We start from the raw sequence: 14,719 nt of genomic DNA on the forward strand, positions 1-14,719 counted from the left end.
CGCTGATCGCTCAGCGGCCCTGGTTTTATCGAGTGTTACTGCGCGCCCTGCTTGTCGATCAGCGCGGCGAGCATTTCGTACTCTTCGCCCGTCAGATCGGTCAGCGGTGCACGCACCGGGCCTGCGTCATAGCCGGCAATTTTTGCCCCGGCCTTGACGATGCTTACCGCGTAACCGGCCTTGCGGTTGCGGATGTCCAGGTACGGCAGGAAGAAGTCATCAATGATCTTGCCGACGGTGGCGTGATCTTCGCGAGCAATGGCGTGGTAGAAATCCATCGCGGTTTTCGGGATGAAGTTGAACACCGCCGAGGAGTAAACCGGTACGCCCAAAGCCTTGTAGGCCGCGGCGTAGACTTCAGCGGTCGGCAAGCCGCCCAGATAGCTGAAACGATCGCCGAGGCGACGACGGATCGACACCATCAACTCGATATCGCCCAGGCCATCCTTGTAGCCAATCAAGTTCGGGCAGCGTTCGGCCAGACGTTCCAGCAGCGGCGCGGTCAGGCGGCAGACATTGCGGTTGTAGACCACCACGCCGATTTTTACCGATTTGCACACGGCTTCAACGTGGGCGGCAACGCCGTCCTGGCTGGCTTCCGTCAGGTAGTGCGGCAGCAGCAACAGGCCTTTGGCGCCCAGGCGCTCGGCTTCCTGAGCGTACTCGATAGCCTGGCGGGTCGAACCGCCGACGCCGGCGAGGATTGGCACGCTGCTGGCGCAGGTGTCGACCGCTGTCTTGATGATTTCCGAATATTCGCTGGCCGCCAGAGAGAAGAACTCACCGGTGCCGCCCGCGGCGAACAATGCCGAGGCGCCGTATGGGGCCAGCCATTCGAGACGCTTGATGTAGCCCGCGCGATGGAAGTCGCCCTGAGCATTGAAGTCGGTGACCGGGAACGACAGCAAGCCGGAAGAGAGGATGGACTTCAGTTCTTGTGGATTCATTATTCGAACACCCTGGGTAGCAACGTTGTGTGAGAAAACCGTTCAGCCTTCGCCGAAGTTGTAGGTCATCGTACAACTTAAAATACAACCGTCAACTGCATTTCATCGCTGCCCTCGAAATTTGAACGAAGGCGCTACCCCCGCAGATCGAATCCAGCGCTTCAACAACGCCTTCAACTCCCTGGCAGTACTGCCCCCTCAAACGCCGAGGCGAAGCTGATTCTTGGGGTGATGCAAAAGGAAATCGCTGCGGTCAATCAGGTGATCGAGGACGGTCAACAGCCTCACGAGGTTTATGAGGCCCTCGGACATACGTTGTCGGAAGAGTGGAAATGAAAAGTGGTTGGATCTGGCCTACGCGATGGCCGTTTCATGCACGACGAAGACAGTAAGTTCGGCCTCAATGTGCGCAATGGCAATGACGATCAGTGGCGAGGGTGGCGAGGGTGGCGAGGGTGGCGAGGGTGGCAAGGTGCTGCGGCGCAAGGACGTCAACAACTTGAACGATACCGCCACCGTGGATGATTGGTGGGGTGGAGCGCTTATCTGGCATTTTGAAGACAATCTGAAAGATTAATTGAAGGCTACTGCCCCATCGCGGGCAAGCCCGGCTCCCACAGGTTGTGTGTGTTCACACTGTTGTAATCGACATAAAACCTGTGGGAGCCGGGCTTGCCCGCGATGGCGTCCTTTCTGGCGACGCTCAGCCCCTCTGCGCCTGCGCCTCTTCATGCGCCTGGCGCAGCCGCTCACGGCTATTGGTCAGATGCAACCGCATAGCCGCCCGCGCCGCATCGGAATCCTGTCGCGCGATCGCGTCGTAAATCTCTTCGTGTTCACGGCTCAGGCGATTCATGTAGTGCTGCTGATCGTCGTGGGCCAGGCGCGCAGAGTTGAGGCGTGTGCGCGGAATGATGCTGGTGCCTAGGTGAGTCATGATGTCAGTGAAGTAGCGGTTGCCGGTGGCCAGGGCGATTTGAAGGTGGAACTGGAAGTCCGAAGCCACCGCGTCGCTGGCGTGGGAGACACTTTCATTCAACGCGTCCAGCGCCGCTCGCATCAACGCCAACTGCTCAGGGCTGCGACGTTGTGCGGCAAGGCCCGCGGATTCCACTTCCAGGCTGATGCGCAGTTCCAGAATCGCCAATACGTCGCGCAAGGTCACCACGGTCGCCGGGTCGATACGAAAGCCGCTCGGGCTCGGGGTGTCGAGCACGAAGGTGCCGATACCATGACGGGTTTCCACTTGCCCTGCGGCCTGCAAACGGGAGATCGCTTCGCGCACCACGGTACGGCTGACGCCATGGGCATCCATGATCGCCGACTCGGTGGGCAACTTGTCGCCACGCTTGAGCTGACCGTCGCGGATCTGCTCGGACAGCACCGTAACCAGTTCCTGTGCGAGGCTGCGGCGCTTGCGAGGGAGGCGAGGTACGTCGATCGGGTTTTCCATGGTGAACGTCTGTCTCGAAAAAAGCGGCTGAACCCGCATCATAGCGCATGCGGGTTGTACGATCACCGTTGACCTGTGGGAGCGTGGCTTGCCCGCGATGAACGATAACGCGGTTGGTCAAAAAACGCGTCAAGGCCATCGCGGGCAAGCCACGCTCCCACAGGTTCAGGCGGTGACGGCCTGGTCCACCAGATGGCCATTCTCGATGCGCACATGCCGTGGATGGAAACGTTTCAGGCTGCTGCGATGGCCGACGCTGACAATGCTCAAGCCCGGCAACTCATCGATCAACGCCTGATACAGCGACGCTTCATCTTCTTCGTCCATCGCCGAAGTGGCTTCGTCCATGTACAGCCATTGCGGCGCATACAGCAGCGCACGGGCGAAGGCCAGACGTTGCTGCTCACCCGGCGAAAGCATGCGCTGCCAGTGATTGGCTTCATCCAGACGCGAAACCAGGTGCGGCAAGCGGCTGGTTTCCAGCACGTGAACATAGCGCTCGTGCGGGTAGGTGTCGCCCGGTTGTGGATAACTCAACGCCTCACGCAGGCTGCCAATCGGCAGATAGGGCTTTTGCGGCAGGAACAGATAACGCGCCGTCGGCAGGCGAATGCTGCCGTGGCCGGCTGGCCAAAGGTGCCCCATCGCTCGCAGCAAGGTCGACTTGCCGCTGCCGGAACGACCGCTGAGCATGACGCGCTCGCCCTCCTCCACGGTCATGTCGGCGTTGGTCAGCAGGTGACGACCATCCGCCAGGTCGAGGCCAAGGTTATGCACCCGTAGCGCCGAGCCCTGATTCTGCACGTCGATAGCCGGCGCGCGCTCTTCGTTGTCGGTCATGGCCTGACGGAAACTCAGCAGACGATCACAGGTGGCGCGCCACTCGGCGAGGTCCTGGTACGCGCTGATGAACCAGCTGAAGTTCTCCTGCACATTGCCGAACGCGGAGTTGATTTGCATCAGCTCACCGAGCTCGATCTTGCCGGCGAAGTAACGCGGCGCAGCGACCATGAATGGAAAGATGATTGCAATCTGGGCATAGCCGGAGGTGAAGAAGGTCAGGCGCTTGGACACTTTCATGATGTCCCAGAAGTTGTGCCAGACCAGGCCGAAGCGACTGCTCAAACGACGGTTCTCGTTGGGTTCGCCGTTGTACAGCGCAATGCTCTCGGCATTCTCGCGAACCCGCACCATGGAGAAACGCAAGTCGGCTTCGAAACGTTGCTGGTTGTTGTTGAGGCCGATCAAGCGACGACCGATCACATGCGTCAGCCAGCTGCCGACGGCGGCGTAAACCAGTGCGCACCAGAACATGTAGCCAGGGATCGTGAAGCCCAACACTTCGATGCTGCCCGACACGCCCCACAAAATGATCGAAAACGACACCAGGCTGACGATGTTCCGTATCAGCCCAAGGCCCAGGCCCAAGGTGTTGGTGGTGAACTTATTGAGGTCTTCGGAAATCCGCTGGTCCGGGTTATCGGTGTAACCGCCCTGCTCCAGCTGATAGTAATTCTTGCTGCCTAGCCAGCGGGCGAAGTGCTTTTCGGTGAGCCAGGCTCGCCAGCGAATGGTCAGCATCTGGGTCAGATAAAGCCGGTAAACCGCGCCAAGAATCGCCACGGCGGCGATGCCGCAGAAATACAGAATCAGCTGCCAGAACGCTGCTTCGTCCTTCTTTTGCAGGGCGTTATAGAAGTCTTTGTACCAACTGTTGATCCACACCGAAATCGCCACGCTGAACAGCGACAGCGCAATCACGGCGATCAGCAACGTCCAGGCCTTGCCCTTCTCTTCGCTGCGCCAGTAAGGCGTGGTCATCGCCCACACTTTGCGAAAAAACTGCCCGCGCACAGCATCGTTGACCGCGGAATATTCAGCGTTCTGATTCATGGAAAAGGCTCAATAAAGAAAAGAACACACACGAACCGATCATAGATGATCGGCTCGTGTGTTCGCGAGGGCTGGCGATAACCGTTCAGCCCTCGTTCAGCGACGGACCGGGCGCTTCTGCAGTTTGCGCTGCAGCGTGCGGCGGTGCATGCCCAGGGCGCGGGCGGTGGCGGAGATGTTGCCTTCGTGCTCGGTCAGGACGCGCTGGATGTGCTCCCACTGGAGGCGGTCCACGGACATCGGGTTTTCCGGCACCAGGCTGTCGAGGTCGGCGTGCTCGGAAAGCAACGCGGCCAGCACGTCATCGGCGTCCGCCGGTTTGCACAGGTAATTGCAGGCGCCGCGCTTGATTGCCTCGACGGCGGTGGCAATGCTCGAGTAACCGGTGAGGATCACCACGCGCATGTCCGGGTCGAGTTCGAGCAGCTTGGGCAGCAACACCAGGCCCGAATCGCCGTCCATTTTCAGGTCCAGCGCGGCGTAATCAGGGATATCGGCCTGAGCGATGGTCAGGCCCTCTTCGGCGGAACCTGCGGTGCTGACGCGAAAACCACGGCGGGCCATGGCACGGGCCATCACGCGGGTGAAGGTTGCATCGTCGTCTACCAGCAGCAAATGCGGCAGTTCTTCGCCTTCGACTTGGATCTCGTCACTCATGTTCGTCTCCTCGGGCGACACGGGGCAGGCGCAGCTCGGTGAGCGTGCCGCCTTCCTCATGACTATAGAGTTTCACTGAGCCGCCGGCGCGTGTCACGCTGGCCTTGCTCAAAAACAGGCCCAGGCCGAAACCTTTGCCCTTGGTGGTAAAAAACGGTTTGCCGATCTGCTCGGCGATGGCCAGTGGCACACCGGCGCCATGGTCGCGAATGCTGATGGTCAAGTCTTCGACGGTCCAGTCCAGGGTCACCTGAAGGTTTTCCGGGCAGGCATCGGCGGCGTTGTTCAGCAGGTTCAACAGCGCCTGGGTCAAATCCGGTGGTGGCGCCATGCGCGGCACCGTGCCCTGGCCCAGACGCTGGAAGCGATAACTGGCCTCAGGACGCATCAGGTGCCAGCGGTTGAGCGCTTCGTCGAGCCAGTCAGTGACATCTTGCATATCCACCGCCATACGACGATTGGCCTCGGCGGCGCGCACCAGTTGCTGCAAGGTTTCCTTGCACAACTTGACCTGATCCTGCAGAACCTTCAAATCATCCTGCAACATCGGGTCGGGGTGATCCTGCTGCATCTCTTTGAGCAACACGCTCATGGTCGCCAGCGGCGTGCCCAGTTCATGGGCGGCACCGGCAGCCTGAGTCGCGACGGCCAGCAATTGCTGATCGCGCAGGCCCTCTTCGCGGCGGATCGCACGCAACTCTTCCTGACGACGCAGCTCTTCCGCCATGCGTGCAGCAAAGAAGGTGATGACGGCGGCGGCCAAGGCAAAACTCAACCACATGCCGTAGATCTGCAGGTTTTCCCGGGCGATGGGGAAGGTTTCCAGCGGATAGAACCGCGCCAGCAGCAACGTATACAGTGCCAGGGCAATACCCGACAGAATCACCGAATAGCGCCACGGCAGCGTCACCGCCGCGATGGTCAGCGGCACCAGGTAATAAGAGACGAACGGGTTGGTCGAACCACCCGAGAAATATAACAAGGCGCTGTGGATAAACAGGTCGCAGGCCAGTTGCAGGGCGTATTCAAGCTCGGTGACCGGCCACGAAGTGCGCAGGCGCACGGCGGTGAACACACACAACAGCGTCGAACAGCCCAGGGTCATCGCCAGTGGCACCCACGGCAACGGCAGCAGTTGGAGCCAGTAGGCCAGGCCTACGGAGCCGGCCTGGGCGGCGAGCACCAGAATCCGGATGAAAGTCAGCCGCCAGAGGTTCTGGCGAGTGGCGGAAGTCAGTTGTACGGGGGCGAGCATGAGCTCTCCTGATGAGCGCTCCAGGCGGATCGCACGGAGTATAACCAAGCCGCGGGCCTGAGAGGCGAAAGTGCGGCAAACGACCACAGGCTCTTTTGTGACGAATTACCCTGTGGCGAGGGGGCTTCCCCCCGTTGGACTGCGAAGCAGTCCCAAAACCTGCCACCGTGTTTTATCAGACAAACCGCGTCAGCCGATCTGCGACTGCTGCGCAGCCGAACGGGGGCAAGCTCCCTCGCCACAGGTCAGCAGCATTCCATCTGTATAGAAGTTGTAACTGGGCGAACCGCATCGTTGAAGCTAGAGTCTGATGGTTTCACGCAGGTTCGGACCCTAACCCCTGCGCATCGTCCAAGGAGCTTTTCATGCACACATTGCGCCGCAGCGCCGCCCTTCTTGCCTTAAGCGTTGGCATCGCCGCCAGCCTCCCGGCTCTGGCCGTCGACGAGTTGCATTACAACCAGATCTCCCTGCGCGCCGAAGTCAGTCAGGAAGTGGCCCGCGACCTGATGATCGTGACCCTCTACACCGAAGAACAGAACACCGACCCGGCCAAACTCGCCGCCGACGTCAGCACCACCATGAACAAGGCGCTGGCCCAGGCCAAGCAGGTCAAGGACATCACCCTGCGTCAGGGCAGCCGCAACAGCTACCCGATCTACGACACCAAAGGCCAGAAAATCACCGGCTGGCGTGAACGCGCCGAACTGCGCCTGGAAAGCTCGGACTTCGCCGCCCTGTCCAAACTCACCGGCGAACTGCTCACCGACCTGAAAATGGGCGGCATGGACTTCGCCATCGCCACGCCAACCCGCAAAGCCAGCGAAGACGCCCTGCTCAAAGAAGCCGTGACCGCCTTCAAGGCCCGCGCCCAACTGGCAACCGACGCACTGGGCGGCAAGAGTTACAAAATCGTCAACCTGAACCTCAACAGCAACGGTTACCCACAACCGTACCTGCGCGGGCCGATGATGATGAAAGCCGCCGGCATGGACTCCGCGCCAGTGACGCCAGAAGTTGAAGCCGGCACCAGCCAGGTCAGCATGACGGCGGATGGGGCGATTGAAGTGTTGATGCAGTGATTCGATAATCTGTACAAAAAACGGCGATCACCGAAGTGATCGCCGTTTTTTTTATTGCCCGTCGTAGGCCAGTCAGCTTTTTTGGCGAACAATCTGCCGCCATCGCGAGCAGGCTCGCTCCCACATTTGATCTGTGTCGTACACAAAGTCCATGTACACCCTCAATCCCTGTGGGAGCGAGCCTGCTCGCGATGAACGATAACGCGGTCTACGCCGGATCGACGTTATCCAACGCCCGGTTCACCGCCAGCTCTGCCAGCATGATGACCTGTTGGATCGCCAACGCCGTATGGCGCTGCGGGCCGATCAGATTGTTGGCGAAATCGCTGGCCAGGACACTCGCTGAGGCCAACGATTCGTAGGCGTGGGCCAGCAGGCTTTCGGTGTCGGCACCCGGGGCGACCATGAACATCGTACTGGGACGACGGGGCTTTTCGGTGTATTGCGCCGGGGGATCGAGGTAGTAGTCGAGGGCGCGCTTTATGGCTTCGCGGTCGTTGAGTAATTCTTCGGCGCGCGAAGCTTCGGCGTTTGGGTTGGTTTTGTTGAAGTTCGAATCGGAATCATCGTTGTCCATCTACAGCTCCTAATCTCGATTGGAGCCATCACTTGCCATTATGGTCGTGAGGGCTTTCGCCCTACTCATTTCAGGTTTCCACACCTGCTCGCTGGTTTCGCAGCGACAGCCAAAGACTAAAGAGCCCGCTTCCGACGGACAACCTGAAAGATGCGTGGGAAAGTTCTATGGCCAAGACTAATTTCTTAAACATCCATTAACAGATTGGCCGGTTGTCAGGTAGCCTTCGCGAGCCAGCCCGCACACAGCAGGGCGGTGTACACGCGAGTAAACAGGCCGCTTCAGCTGCTTTTGATTTTGCATTTGCGAAAGCCCAGGAGCTAAGAGAAACTCCCTGCCTTTCCAGACTCGTTAAGGATGCGAGCATTGAAGTTTGAAAGGGATCAGTTTTCCGGCAACCATGGAATTGTCTTCAACGTATCGCGCTTCACCCTGTCAGCCAGTGAACGGGGTAGCCTCAGAACACTGCATTTTGGTGAAGCGAAAGCCGCCCACTATGAAGTGAGCAATCTGGTGGTGGAGCTCTACGACAAAATGCTCGCCAAGGATTTGCCTTGCCAAATGATGGTCGGGATCTCCAAACCCCTGACCCGGCAACAGGGGGATTTACTCAATGCCCAACGAACAAGTATCGCCAACCTCACCAGTGGTGTTTTCGGCGCGGCGGCAGGTAAATTCATGCCCGCTGCGGCCATCCCGGTGGGATGGGCAGTCCGCGAGTTCACGCTGAGCACATTGCCGACTTATCACGCCGGCGATGTCATCGTCAGCCTGGATGCACAGGTCAGCGGCGGCATAGGCCCTCAGCACTCAGGATCGTCCATGATCATCAAGACTCAAGGCGGGTGAGACCATGAACGAATATGGCCTGTACGCCGTGGCTTATGCAGTGTTCCTGCTGTTGTTCTTCTATCTGAAATCCTATGGCCTCAGAAAGTGGTTGGGCATTGCCCTGGTCGCTCTGGGGTTTTCGAGTATTTTTATGCTGCCGCCTTTCATCGCCGGCTTCGATCTGGGCATCGTTTCAACCAATGCTATCGCCCTCGGGGCTGCGCTGTTTTTTAGTCGGACCCGGTATGCGGCGTGAGCCATGCGCTCATTCAAGCAACGTGAAACGGAATTCACTTCACCCACAACACCCGCCTGACACCGCTTTGCGTAGGAGCTGCCGAAGGCTGCGATCTTTTGACGTTGATTTTCAAGATCAAAAGATCACAGCCTTCGGCAGCTCCTACAGTCCGCCATCAACGCAAAGACCGGCAGACTATGCCCGGATAGAGGGGTCCCCCTCAAAAAACGATATTTCCGCCCTCCCCGCCAACAACGCTACTCTCAGGAAAATATCGCTGCTCAAATCCCGGGGACTCCATGGAAAGAACCACCGTCAAACCACTTCTGCTTGCTCTCGCCCTCGCCACAACCGCACCACTCGCACAAGCCGCCCAAGCCGCCACCACCCTGGTCTACTGCTCCGAAGCCAGCCCCGCCGGCTTCGACCCCAGCCAATACACCAGCGGCACCGACTTCGACGCCTCGGCCGAAACCGTCTTCAACCGCCTCACCCAATTCAAACGCGGCGGCACCGAAGTCGAACCCGGTCTGGCAACAAAATGGGAGGTATCCACGGACGGCCTCACCTACACCTTCCACCTGCGCGACGGCGTGAAATTCCACACCACCGACTACTTCACCCCGACCCGCGACTTCAACGCCGACGACGTGTTGTTCACCTTCCAGCGCCTGCTCGACCCGGACAACGCCTTCCGCAAAGCCTACCCCGCCGAGTCGCCGTACTTCACCGACATGGGCCTGAACACCACGATCAAAAGCGTCGACAAAATCGACGACCACACCGTGCGCTTCAGCCTGAACAACATCGACGCCGCCTTCATCCAAAACCTGGCCATGAGCTTCGCCTCGGTGCAGTCCGCCGAGTACGGCGCGCAGTTGTTAAAAGAAGGAAAAGCCGCGGATATCAACCAGAAACCCGTCGGCACCGGCCCGTTCGTATTCAAGCGCTATCAAAAGGACTCGCAGATCCGCTACGCCGCCAACAAGGCCTACTGGAAACCCGAGGACGTGAAACTCGATAACCTGATTTTCTCGATCACCCCGGACGCCGCGGTGCGCTTGCAGAAGCTCAAGGCCGGCGAGTGCCAGGTCAGCGGCTACCCGCGCCCGGCAGACATCGAAGTGATGGAGCAAGACCCGAATCTGAGGGTGCTCAAGCAAGCCGGTTTCAACCTCGGCTTCCTCGCCTACAACGTGACCCACCCGCCGCTGGATCAGCTCAAGGTGCGCCAGGCGCTGGACATGGCCATCGACAAGCCGGCGATCATCAAGGCCGTCTACCAGAGTGCCGGGCAACTGGCGCAAAACGCCTTGCCACCGGCCCAATGGTCGTACGACCCAACCATCAAGGACGCGCCCCACGACCCGACCAAAGCCCGCGTGCTACTGAAAGAAGCAGGGGTTGCCCCCGGTACCACCATCAATTTGTGGGCCATGACCGTGCAGCGCGCCTCCAACCCCAATGCGCGAATGTCGGCACAGATGATCCAGCAGGATTGGGAGAAAGTCGGGATCAAGGCCAACATCGTCAGCTATGAATGGGGCGAGTACATCAAGCGCGCCAAGAATGGCGAGCATGACGCGATGATCTACGGCTGGACCGGAGACAACGGTGACCCGGACAACTGGCTCGGCGTGCTCTACAGCTGCGCTGCGGTGAAAGGTAGCAACTACGCCAAATGGTGTGACCCGGCCTACGACAAACTGGTGCAGCAAGCCAAGGTGTCCACGGACAAACAACAGCGGGTCAAACTGTACCAACAGGCACAGCAAATCCTTAAACAACAAGTACCTATCACACCGATTGCCAACTCGACGGTGTTTCAGCCACTGCGCAAGGAAGTCAGCGACTTCAAGATCAGCCCGTTCGGCCTCACACCGTTCTATGGCGTGGGTATAAATAAGTAACACCAGGCTCCAACCGGGTGCATCACACGCCCCGGCTGCTCCTTCTCGGTGCACGTTTTGCACCGTAAAAAACCTGCGCAAACGGTCAAATGCGTCAGCTTTTACACATATGCGACATTAAGGTACGTTCGTGCCACTCTTTAGGACTTGTGGCCATTCAGGATCTTGCATTGGGTACGGCCCCTGCATAAGTATCCGCAGGTCGACTCACGAGGTCGTCCTCTAATTCCAAAAATGACAACAAATCATGAGGCCACCATGCTTAAACACGCGGTCATTCCGTTTTTAGTCGGCGCAAGCCTGTTAGCCAGCGCACCTTTCGCCTTCGCTGCGTCTAACCTGGTGTTCTGCTCCGAAGGAAGCCCGGCCGGTTTCGACCCAGGTCAGTACACCACCGGAACCGACTTCGACGCCTCTGCAGAAACCATGTTCAACCGCCTGACCCAGTTCGAGCGCGGCGGCACCGCCGTGATTCCTGGCCTGGCGACCAAGTGGGACATCTCCGATGACGGCCTGACTTACACCTTCCACCTGCGTGAAGGCGTCAAGTTCCACACCACCCCGTATTTCAAGCCGACGCGTGAGTTCAACGCCGATGACGTGCTGTTCACCTTCAATCGCATGATTAACAAGGATGACCCGTTCCGTAAGGCGTACCCGACCGAATTTCCGTACTTCACCGACATGGGGATGGACACCAACATCACCAAGATCGATAAAATCGACGACCACACCGTCAAGTTCACCCTCAAAGATGTAGACGCCGCGTTCATCCAGAACATGGCCATGAGCTTCGCCTCGATCCAGTCCGCCGAGTACGCTGCCCAGCTGCTCAAGGAAGGCAAGGCTGCCGACATCAACCAGAAACCGATCGGCACCGGCCCATTCGTATTCAAGAGCTACCAGAAAGATTCCAACATCCGTTACACCGGGAACAAGGACTACTGGAAGCCTGACGACGTGAAGATCGACAACCTGATCTTCGCCATCACCACCGACCCGTCGGTACGTATCCAGAAGCTGAAGAAGAACGAGTGCCAGATCACCCTGTTCCCGCGTCCAGCCGACCTGAAAGCGCTGAAAGAAGACAAGGATCTGAAGCTGCCTGACCAGGCCGGTTTCAACCTGGGTTACATCGCCTACAACGTGATGGACAAGGTCAAGGGCAGCAACGAGCCGAACCCGCTGGCCGACCTGCGCGTTCGTCAGGCGCTGGACATGGCCGTCAACAAGCCGCAGATCATCGACTCGGTTTATCAGGGCGCAGGCCAACTGGCCGTCAATGCCATGCCGCCGACCCAATGGTCCTACGACACCACCATCAAGGATGCCAAGTACGATCCTGAGAAGGCCAAGCAGCTGCTCAAGGAAGCCGGCGTCAAGGAAGGCACCGAAATCGTTCTGTGGGCGATGCCGGTACAGCGTCCGTATAACCCGAACGCCAAACTGATGGCTGAAATGCTGCAGTCCGACTGGAAGAAGATCGGCCTGAACGTGAAGATCACCAGCTACGAATGGGGCGAGTACATCAAGCGCTCCAAAGGCGGCGAGAACCAGGCGATGCTCATCGGCTGGAGCGGCGACAATGGTGACCCGGACAACTGGCTCAACGTGCTGTTCGGCTGCGACTCGCTGAGTGGCAACAACTTCTCCAAATGGTGCGACAAGAAATTCGACGGCCTCGTCAAGGAAGCCAAACGCACCACCGATCAGGCCAAGCGCACCGAACTGTACAAACAGGCGCAACACGTCCTCAAAGATGCTGTTCCAATGACACCTATCGCTCACTCGACGGTGTTCCAACCCATGCGCGCCAACGTGCAGGACTTCAAGATCAGCCCATTTGGCTTGAACTCCTTCTACGGCGTCAGCGTCAGCAAATAAGAAAAGGCAGCGGCGACGTATTCAGCGTCACCGCTGCCTTTTTCTGCCGAGAAGCTAGGAATCTGCCTACATCCAAATCCGCTGTCTGACGCAGCCACGGGTTAGGACGCGTTGCCTTTTCCTACGAGTCTTTAGGACTCAGCGCATTTACTGCCAGACCCACGGCACCTACCGTCGGGTTCTGACCAGTGACTGTGTGGGCTATCGGTTTGCTGCCCGTATTGGTTTGAGCTCAATGCCGCCACAACGTCCCCGGACGGAATCGCGGCGCATTGAATAACACGACAAAAAGAGGGAGCGTCATGCGCCATTCCTTGGTTTTATCCGCATTGCTGGGCACCGGCCTGCTGGCCGCCACTTCCTTCAGCCAGGCTGCCAATAACAGCCTGGTGTTCTGCTCCGAAGGCAGCCCCGCCGGTTTCGACACCGCGCAGTACACCACTGCGACCGATAACGACGCCGCCGAGCCGCTGTACAACCGTTTGGCAGAGTTTGAAAAAGGCGCCACCAACGTTGTACCAGGCCTGGCAACCCGCTGGGATATTTCCGAGGACGGCCTCAAGTACACGTTCCATCTGCGCGAGGGGGTGAAATTTCACACGACCAAATACTTCACGCCGACCCGCGATTTCAACGCCGACGACGTGCTGTTCACGTTTAATCGCATGCTCGATCCGCAGCACCCCTTCCGTAAGGCTTATCCGACCGAGTTCCCGTATTTCAACGGAATGAGCCTGAACAAGAACATCGCCAAGGTCGAGAAGACCGGGCCGCTGACCGTGGTGATGACGCTCAACAATGTCGACGCCGCGTTCATCCAGAACATCGCAATGAGCTTCGCCGCCATCCTTTCGGCCGAATACGCCGATCAGTTGCTGGCGGCCGGCAAGCCGAGCGAGATCAACCAGAAGCCGATCGGCACCGGGCCGTTCGTGTTCAAGAGCTACCAGAAAGACTCCAACATCCGTTACAGCGGTAACAAGCAGTACTGGGACCCAAGCCGGGTCAAGCTCGACAACCTGATTTTTGCCATCAACACCGACGCCTCGGTGCGCGTGCAGAAGCTCAAGGCCAATGAGTGCCAGATCACTCTGCACCCGCGCCCCGCCGACGTGACCGCGCTGAAGAATGATCCAAAACTACAACTGATCGAGAAACCCGGATTCAACCTCGGTTACATCGCCTATAACGTCCGGCACAAGCCTTTCGACCAGCTCGAAGTGCGCCAGGCGCTGGACATGGCGGTGAACAAGCAAGGCATTCTCAACGCCGTCTATCAAGGCGCCGGTCAACTGGCGGTCAATGCGATGCCGCCGACCCAATGGTCCTACGACGACACTATCAAAGATGCCGCCTACAACCCGGAAAAAGCCAAGGAACTGCTCAAGGCTGCCGGCGTGAAGGAAGGCACCGAAATCACCCTCTGGGCCATGCCGGTCCAGCGTCCGTACAACCCCAACGCCAAGCTGATGGCCGAAATGCTCCAGGCGGATTGGGCGAAGATCGGCCTCAAGGTCAAGATCGTCAGCTACGAATGGGGCGAGTACATCAAGCGCACCAAGAACGGCGAGCACGACATCAGCCTGATCGGCTGGACCGGTGACAACGGTGACCCGGACAACTGGCTCGGCACGCTCTACAGCTGCGATGCCATTGGTGGCAACAACTACTCCATGTGGTGTGATCCGGCCTACGACAAGCTGATCAAGCAGGCCAAGGTCGTCACCGACCGCGACCAGCGCACCGTGCTTTACAAACAGGCGCAGCAGTACCTCAAGCAGCAGGTACCGATCACGCCGGTCGCCCACTCGACGGTCAACCAGCCGTTGAGCGCCAAAGTCGAAGGGTTCAAGGTCAGCCCCTTCGGTCGCAACGTGTTCTCGGGCGTCAGTATCGACCAATAACCGATTAGCCAGAAACGCTGGGGGCGGATTCCGCCCTCACGCAAGCGTATTGCCGTAATTCGTCAATTCGGCCAACAGCAAACGTTTG

The 14,719-nt window shown here is 58.8% G+C and carries 12 protein-coding genes and 1 pseudogene; 7 read left to right on the forward strand and 6 right to left on the reverse strand.

Annotation, left to right across the window (positions count from 1 at the left end):
* Nucleotides 1-35: 35 nt before the first annotated feature.
* Nucleotides 36-947 (reverse strand): 5-dehydro-4-deoxyglucarate dehydratase, encoded by a 912-nt coding sequence (gene kdgD, locus J3D54_RS04090; RefSeq protein WP_007939720.1) that lies wholly within the window; start codon nt 945-947, stop codon nt 36-38.
* Nucleotides 948-1,062: 115 nt separating this feature from the next.
* Between kdgD and J3D54_RS04095 the strand changes: the two are divergent.
* A pseudogene (locus J3D54_RS04095) lies at nt 1,063-1,524 on the forward strand (hypothetical protein); the annotation flags it as partial.
* Nucleotides 1,525-1,650: 126 nt separating this feature from the next.
* Here the strand turns inward: J3D54_RS04095 and J3D54_RS04100 are convergent.
* From J3D54_RS04100 to J3D54_RS04115, 4 genes are all read right to left on the reverse strand, one after another.
* Nucleotides 1,651-2,400 (reverse strand): FadR/GntR family transcriptional regulator, encoded by a 750-nt coding sequence (locus J3D54_RS04100; protein WP_253416798.1) that lies wholly within the window; start codon nt 2,398-2,400, stop codon nt 1,651-1,653.
* Between the two features lie 165 nt (nt 2,401-2,565).
* Nucleotides 2,566-4,293: an ABC transporter ATP-binding protein/permease gene (locus J3D54_RS04105; RefSeq protein WP_253416799.1), complete on the reverse strand. Its 1,728-nt coding sequence runs from the start codon at nt 4,291-4,293 to the stop codon at nt 2,566-2,568.
* A 96-nt stretch (nt 4,294-4,389) separates the two neighbouring features.
* Entirely contained in the window at nt 4,390-4,950 is a 561-nt protein-coding gene (locus J3D54_RS04110) for a response regulator transcription factor (RefSeq protein ID WP_007939714.1), read from the reverse strand.
* The gene (locus tag J3D54_RS04115; RefSeq protein WP_253416800.1) at nt 4,943-6,205 is read right to left on the reverse strand and encodes an ATP-binding protein; all 1,263 of its coding nucleotides are present in this window, start codon (nt 6,203-6,205) and stop codon (nt 4,943-4,945) included. The genes J3D54_RS04110 and J3D54_RS04115 overlap by 8 nt, the downstream gene beginning before the upstream one ends.
* 365 nt (nt 6,206-6,570) lie before the next feature.
* Here J3D54_RS04115 and J3D54_RS04120 point away from each other — a divergent pair, with 365 nt between their 5' ends.
* Nucleotides 6,571-7,287 carry an SIMPL domain-containing protein gene (locus J3D54_RS04120; protein WP_253416801.1) on the forward strand — a complete coding sequence of 239 codons (717 nt, stop codon included), beginning with the start codon at nt 6,571-6,573 and terminating at the stop codon, nt 7,285-7,287.
* A gap of 208 nt (nt 7,288-7,495) precedes the next feature.
* Here the strand turns inward: J3D54_RS04120 and J3D54_RS04125 are convergent, their stop codons facing one another.
* Nucleotides 7,496-7,864: a DUF6124 family protein gene (locus J3D54_RS04125; RefSeq protein WP_253416802.1), complete on the reverse strand. Its 369-nt coding sequence runs from the start codon at nt 7,862-7,864 to the stop codon at nt 7,496-7,498.
* A 366-nt stretch (nt 7,865-8,230) separates the two neighbouring features.
* Here J3D54_RS04125 and J3D54_RS04130 point away from each other — a divergent pair, with 366 nt between their 5' ends.
* The 5 genes from J3D54_RS04130 to J3D54_RS04150 all read left to right on the forward strand — a co-directional run bounded on the left by J3D54_RS04130 (nt 8,231) and on the right by J3D54_RS04150 (nt 14,631).
* Entirely contained in the window at nt 8,231-8,713 is a 483-nt protein-coding gene (locus J3D54_RS04130; RefSeq protein WP_253416803.1) for a hypothetical protein, read from the forward strand.
* Between the two features lie 4 nt (nt 8,714-8,717).
* Nucleotides 8,718-8,951 carry a hypothetical protein gene (locus J3D54_RS04135; protein WP_253416804.1) on the forward strand — a complete coding sequence of 78 codons (234 nt, stop codon included), beginning with the start codon at nt 8,718-8,720 and terminating at the stop codon, nt 8,949-8,951.
* Between the two features lie 281 nt (nt 8,952-9,232).
* The gene (locus J3D54_RS04140) at nt 9,233-10,843 is read left to right on the forward strand and encodes an ABC transporter substrate-binding protein (RefSeq protein ID WP_253416805.1); all 1,611 of its coding nucleotides are present in this window, start codon (nt 9,233-9,235) and stop codon (nt 10,841-10,843) included.
* A 258-nt stretch (nt 10,844-11,101) separates the two neighbouring features.
* The gene (locus J3D54_RS04145; protein WP_253416806.1) at nt 11,102-12,727 is read left to right on the forward strand and encodes an ABC transporter substrate-binding protein; all 1,626 of its coding nucleotides are present in this window, start codon (nt 11,102-11,104) and stop codon (nt 12,725-12,727) included.
* Between the two features lie 302 nt (nt 12,728-13,029).
* Complete coding sequence (locus J3D54_RS04150) at nt 13,030-14,631, forward strand: ABC transporter substrate-binding protein (protein WP_253416807.1); 1,602 nt, start codon at nt 13,030-13,032, stop codon at nt 14,629-14,631.
* The last annotated feature ends 88 nt before the right edge of the window (nt 14,632-14,719 follow it).

This window comes from Pseudomonas sp. GGS8 (assembly GCF_024168645.1).
In the GTDB taxonomy this organism is placed as follows: Bacteria; Pseudomonadota; Gammaproteobacteria; order Pseudomonadales; family Pseudomonadaceae; genus Aquipseudomonas.

What these genes read in the sequence shown, in the direction of transcription:
- J3D54_RS04110 (WP_007939714.1), bottom strand. Translation starts at nt 4,950, where the DNA reads ATGAGTGACGAGATCCAAGTCGAAGGCGAAGAACTGCCGCATTTGCTG.
- J3D54_RS04100 (WP_253416798.1), bottom strand. Translation starts at nt 2,400, where the DNA reads ATGGAAAACCCGATCGACGTACCTCGCCTCCCTCGCAAGCGCCGCAGC.
- J3D54_RS04125 (WP_253416802.1), bottom strand. Translation starts at nt 7,864, where the DNA reads ATGGACAACGATGATTCCGATTCGAACTTCAACAAAACCAACCCAAAC.
- J3D54_RS04120 (WP_253416801.1), top strand. Translation starts at nt 6,571, where the DNA reads ATGCACACATTGCGCCGCAGCGCCGCCCTTCTTGCCTTAAGCGTTGGC.
- J3D54_RS04135 (WP_253416804.1), top strand. Translation starts at nt 8,718, where the DNA reads ATGAACGAATATGGCCTGTACGCCGTGGCTTATGCAGTGTTCCTGCTG.
- J3D54_RS04145 (WP_253416806.1), top strand. Translation starts at nt 11,102, where the DNA reads ATGCTTAAACACGCGGTCATTCCGTTTTTAGTCGGCGCAAGCCTGTTA.
- J3D54_RS04140 (WP_253416805.1), top strand. Translation starts at nt 9,233, where the DNA reads ATGGAAAGAACCACCGTCAAACCACTTCTGCTTGCTCTCGCCCTCGCC.
- J3D54_RS04115 (WP_253416800.1), bottom strand. Translation starts at nt 6,205, where the DNA reads ATGCTCGCCCCCGTACAACTGACTTCCGCCACTCGCCAGAACCTCTGG.
- J3D54_RS04150 (WP_253416807.1), top strand. Translation starts at nt 13,030, where the DNA reads ATGCGCCATTCCTTGGTTTTATCCGCATTGCTGGGCACCGGCCTGCTG.
- kdgD (WP_007939720.1), bottom strand. Translation starts at nt 947, where the DNA reads ATGAATCCACAAGAACTGAAGTCCATCCTCTCTTCCGGCTTGCTGTCG.
- J3D54_RS04105 (WP_253416799.1), bottom strand. Translation starts at nt 4,293, where the DNA reads ATGAATCAGAACGCTGAATATTCCGCGGTCAACGATGCTGTGCGCGGG.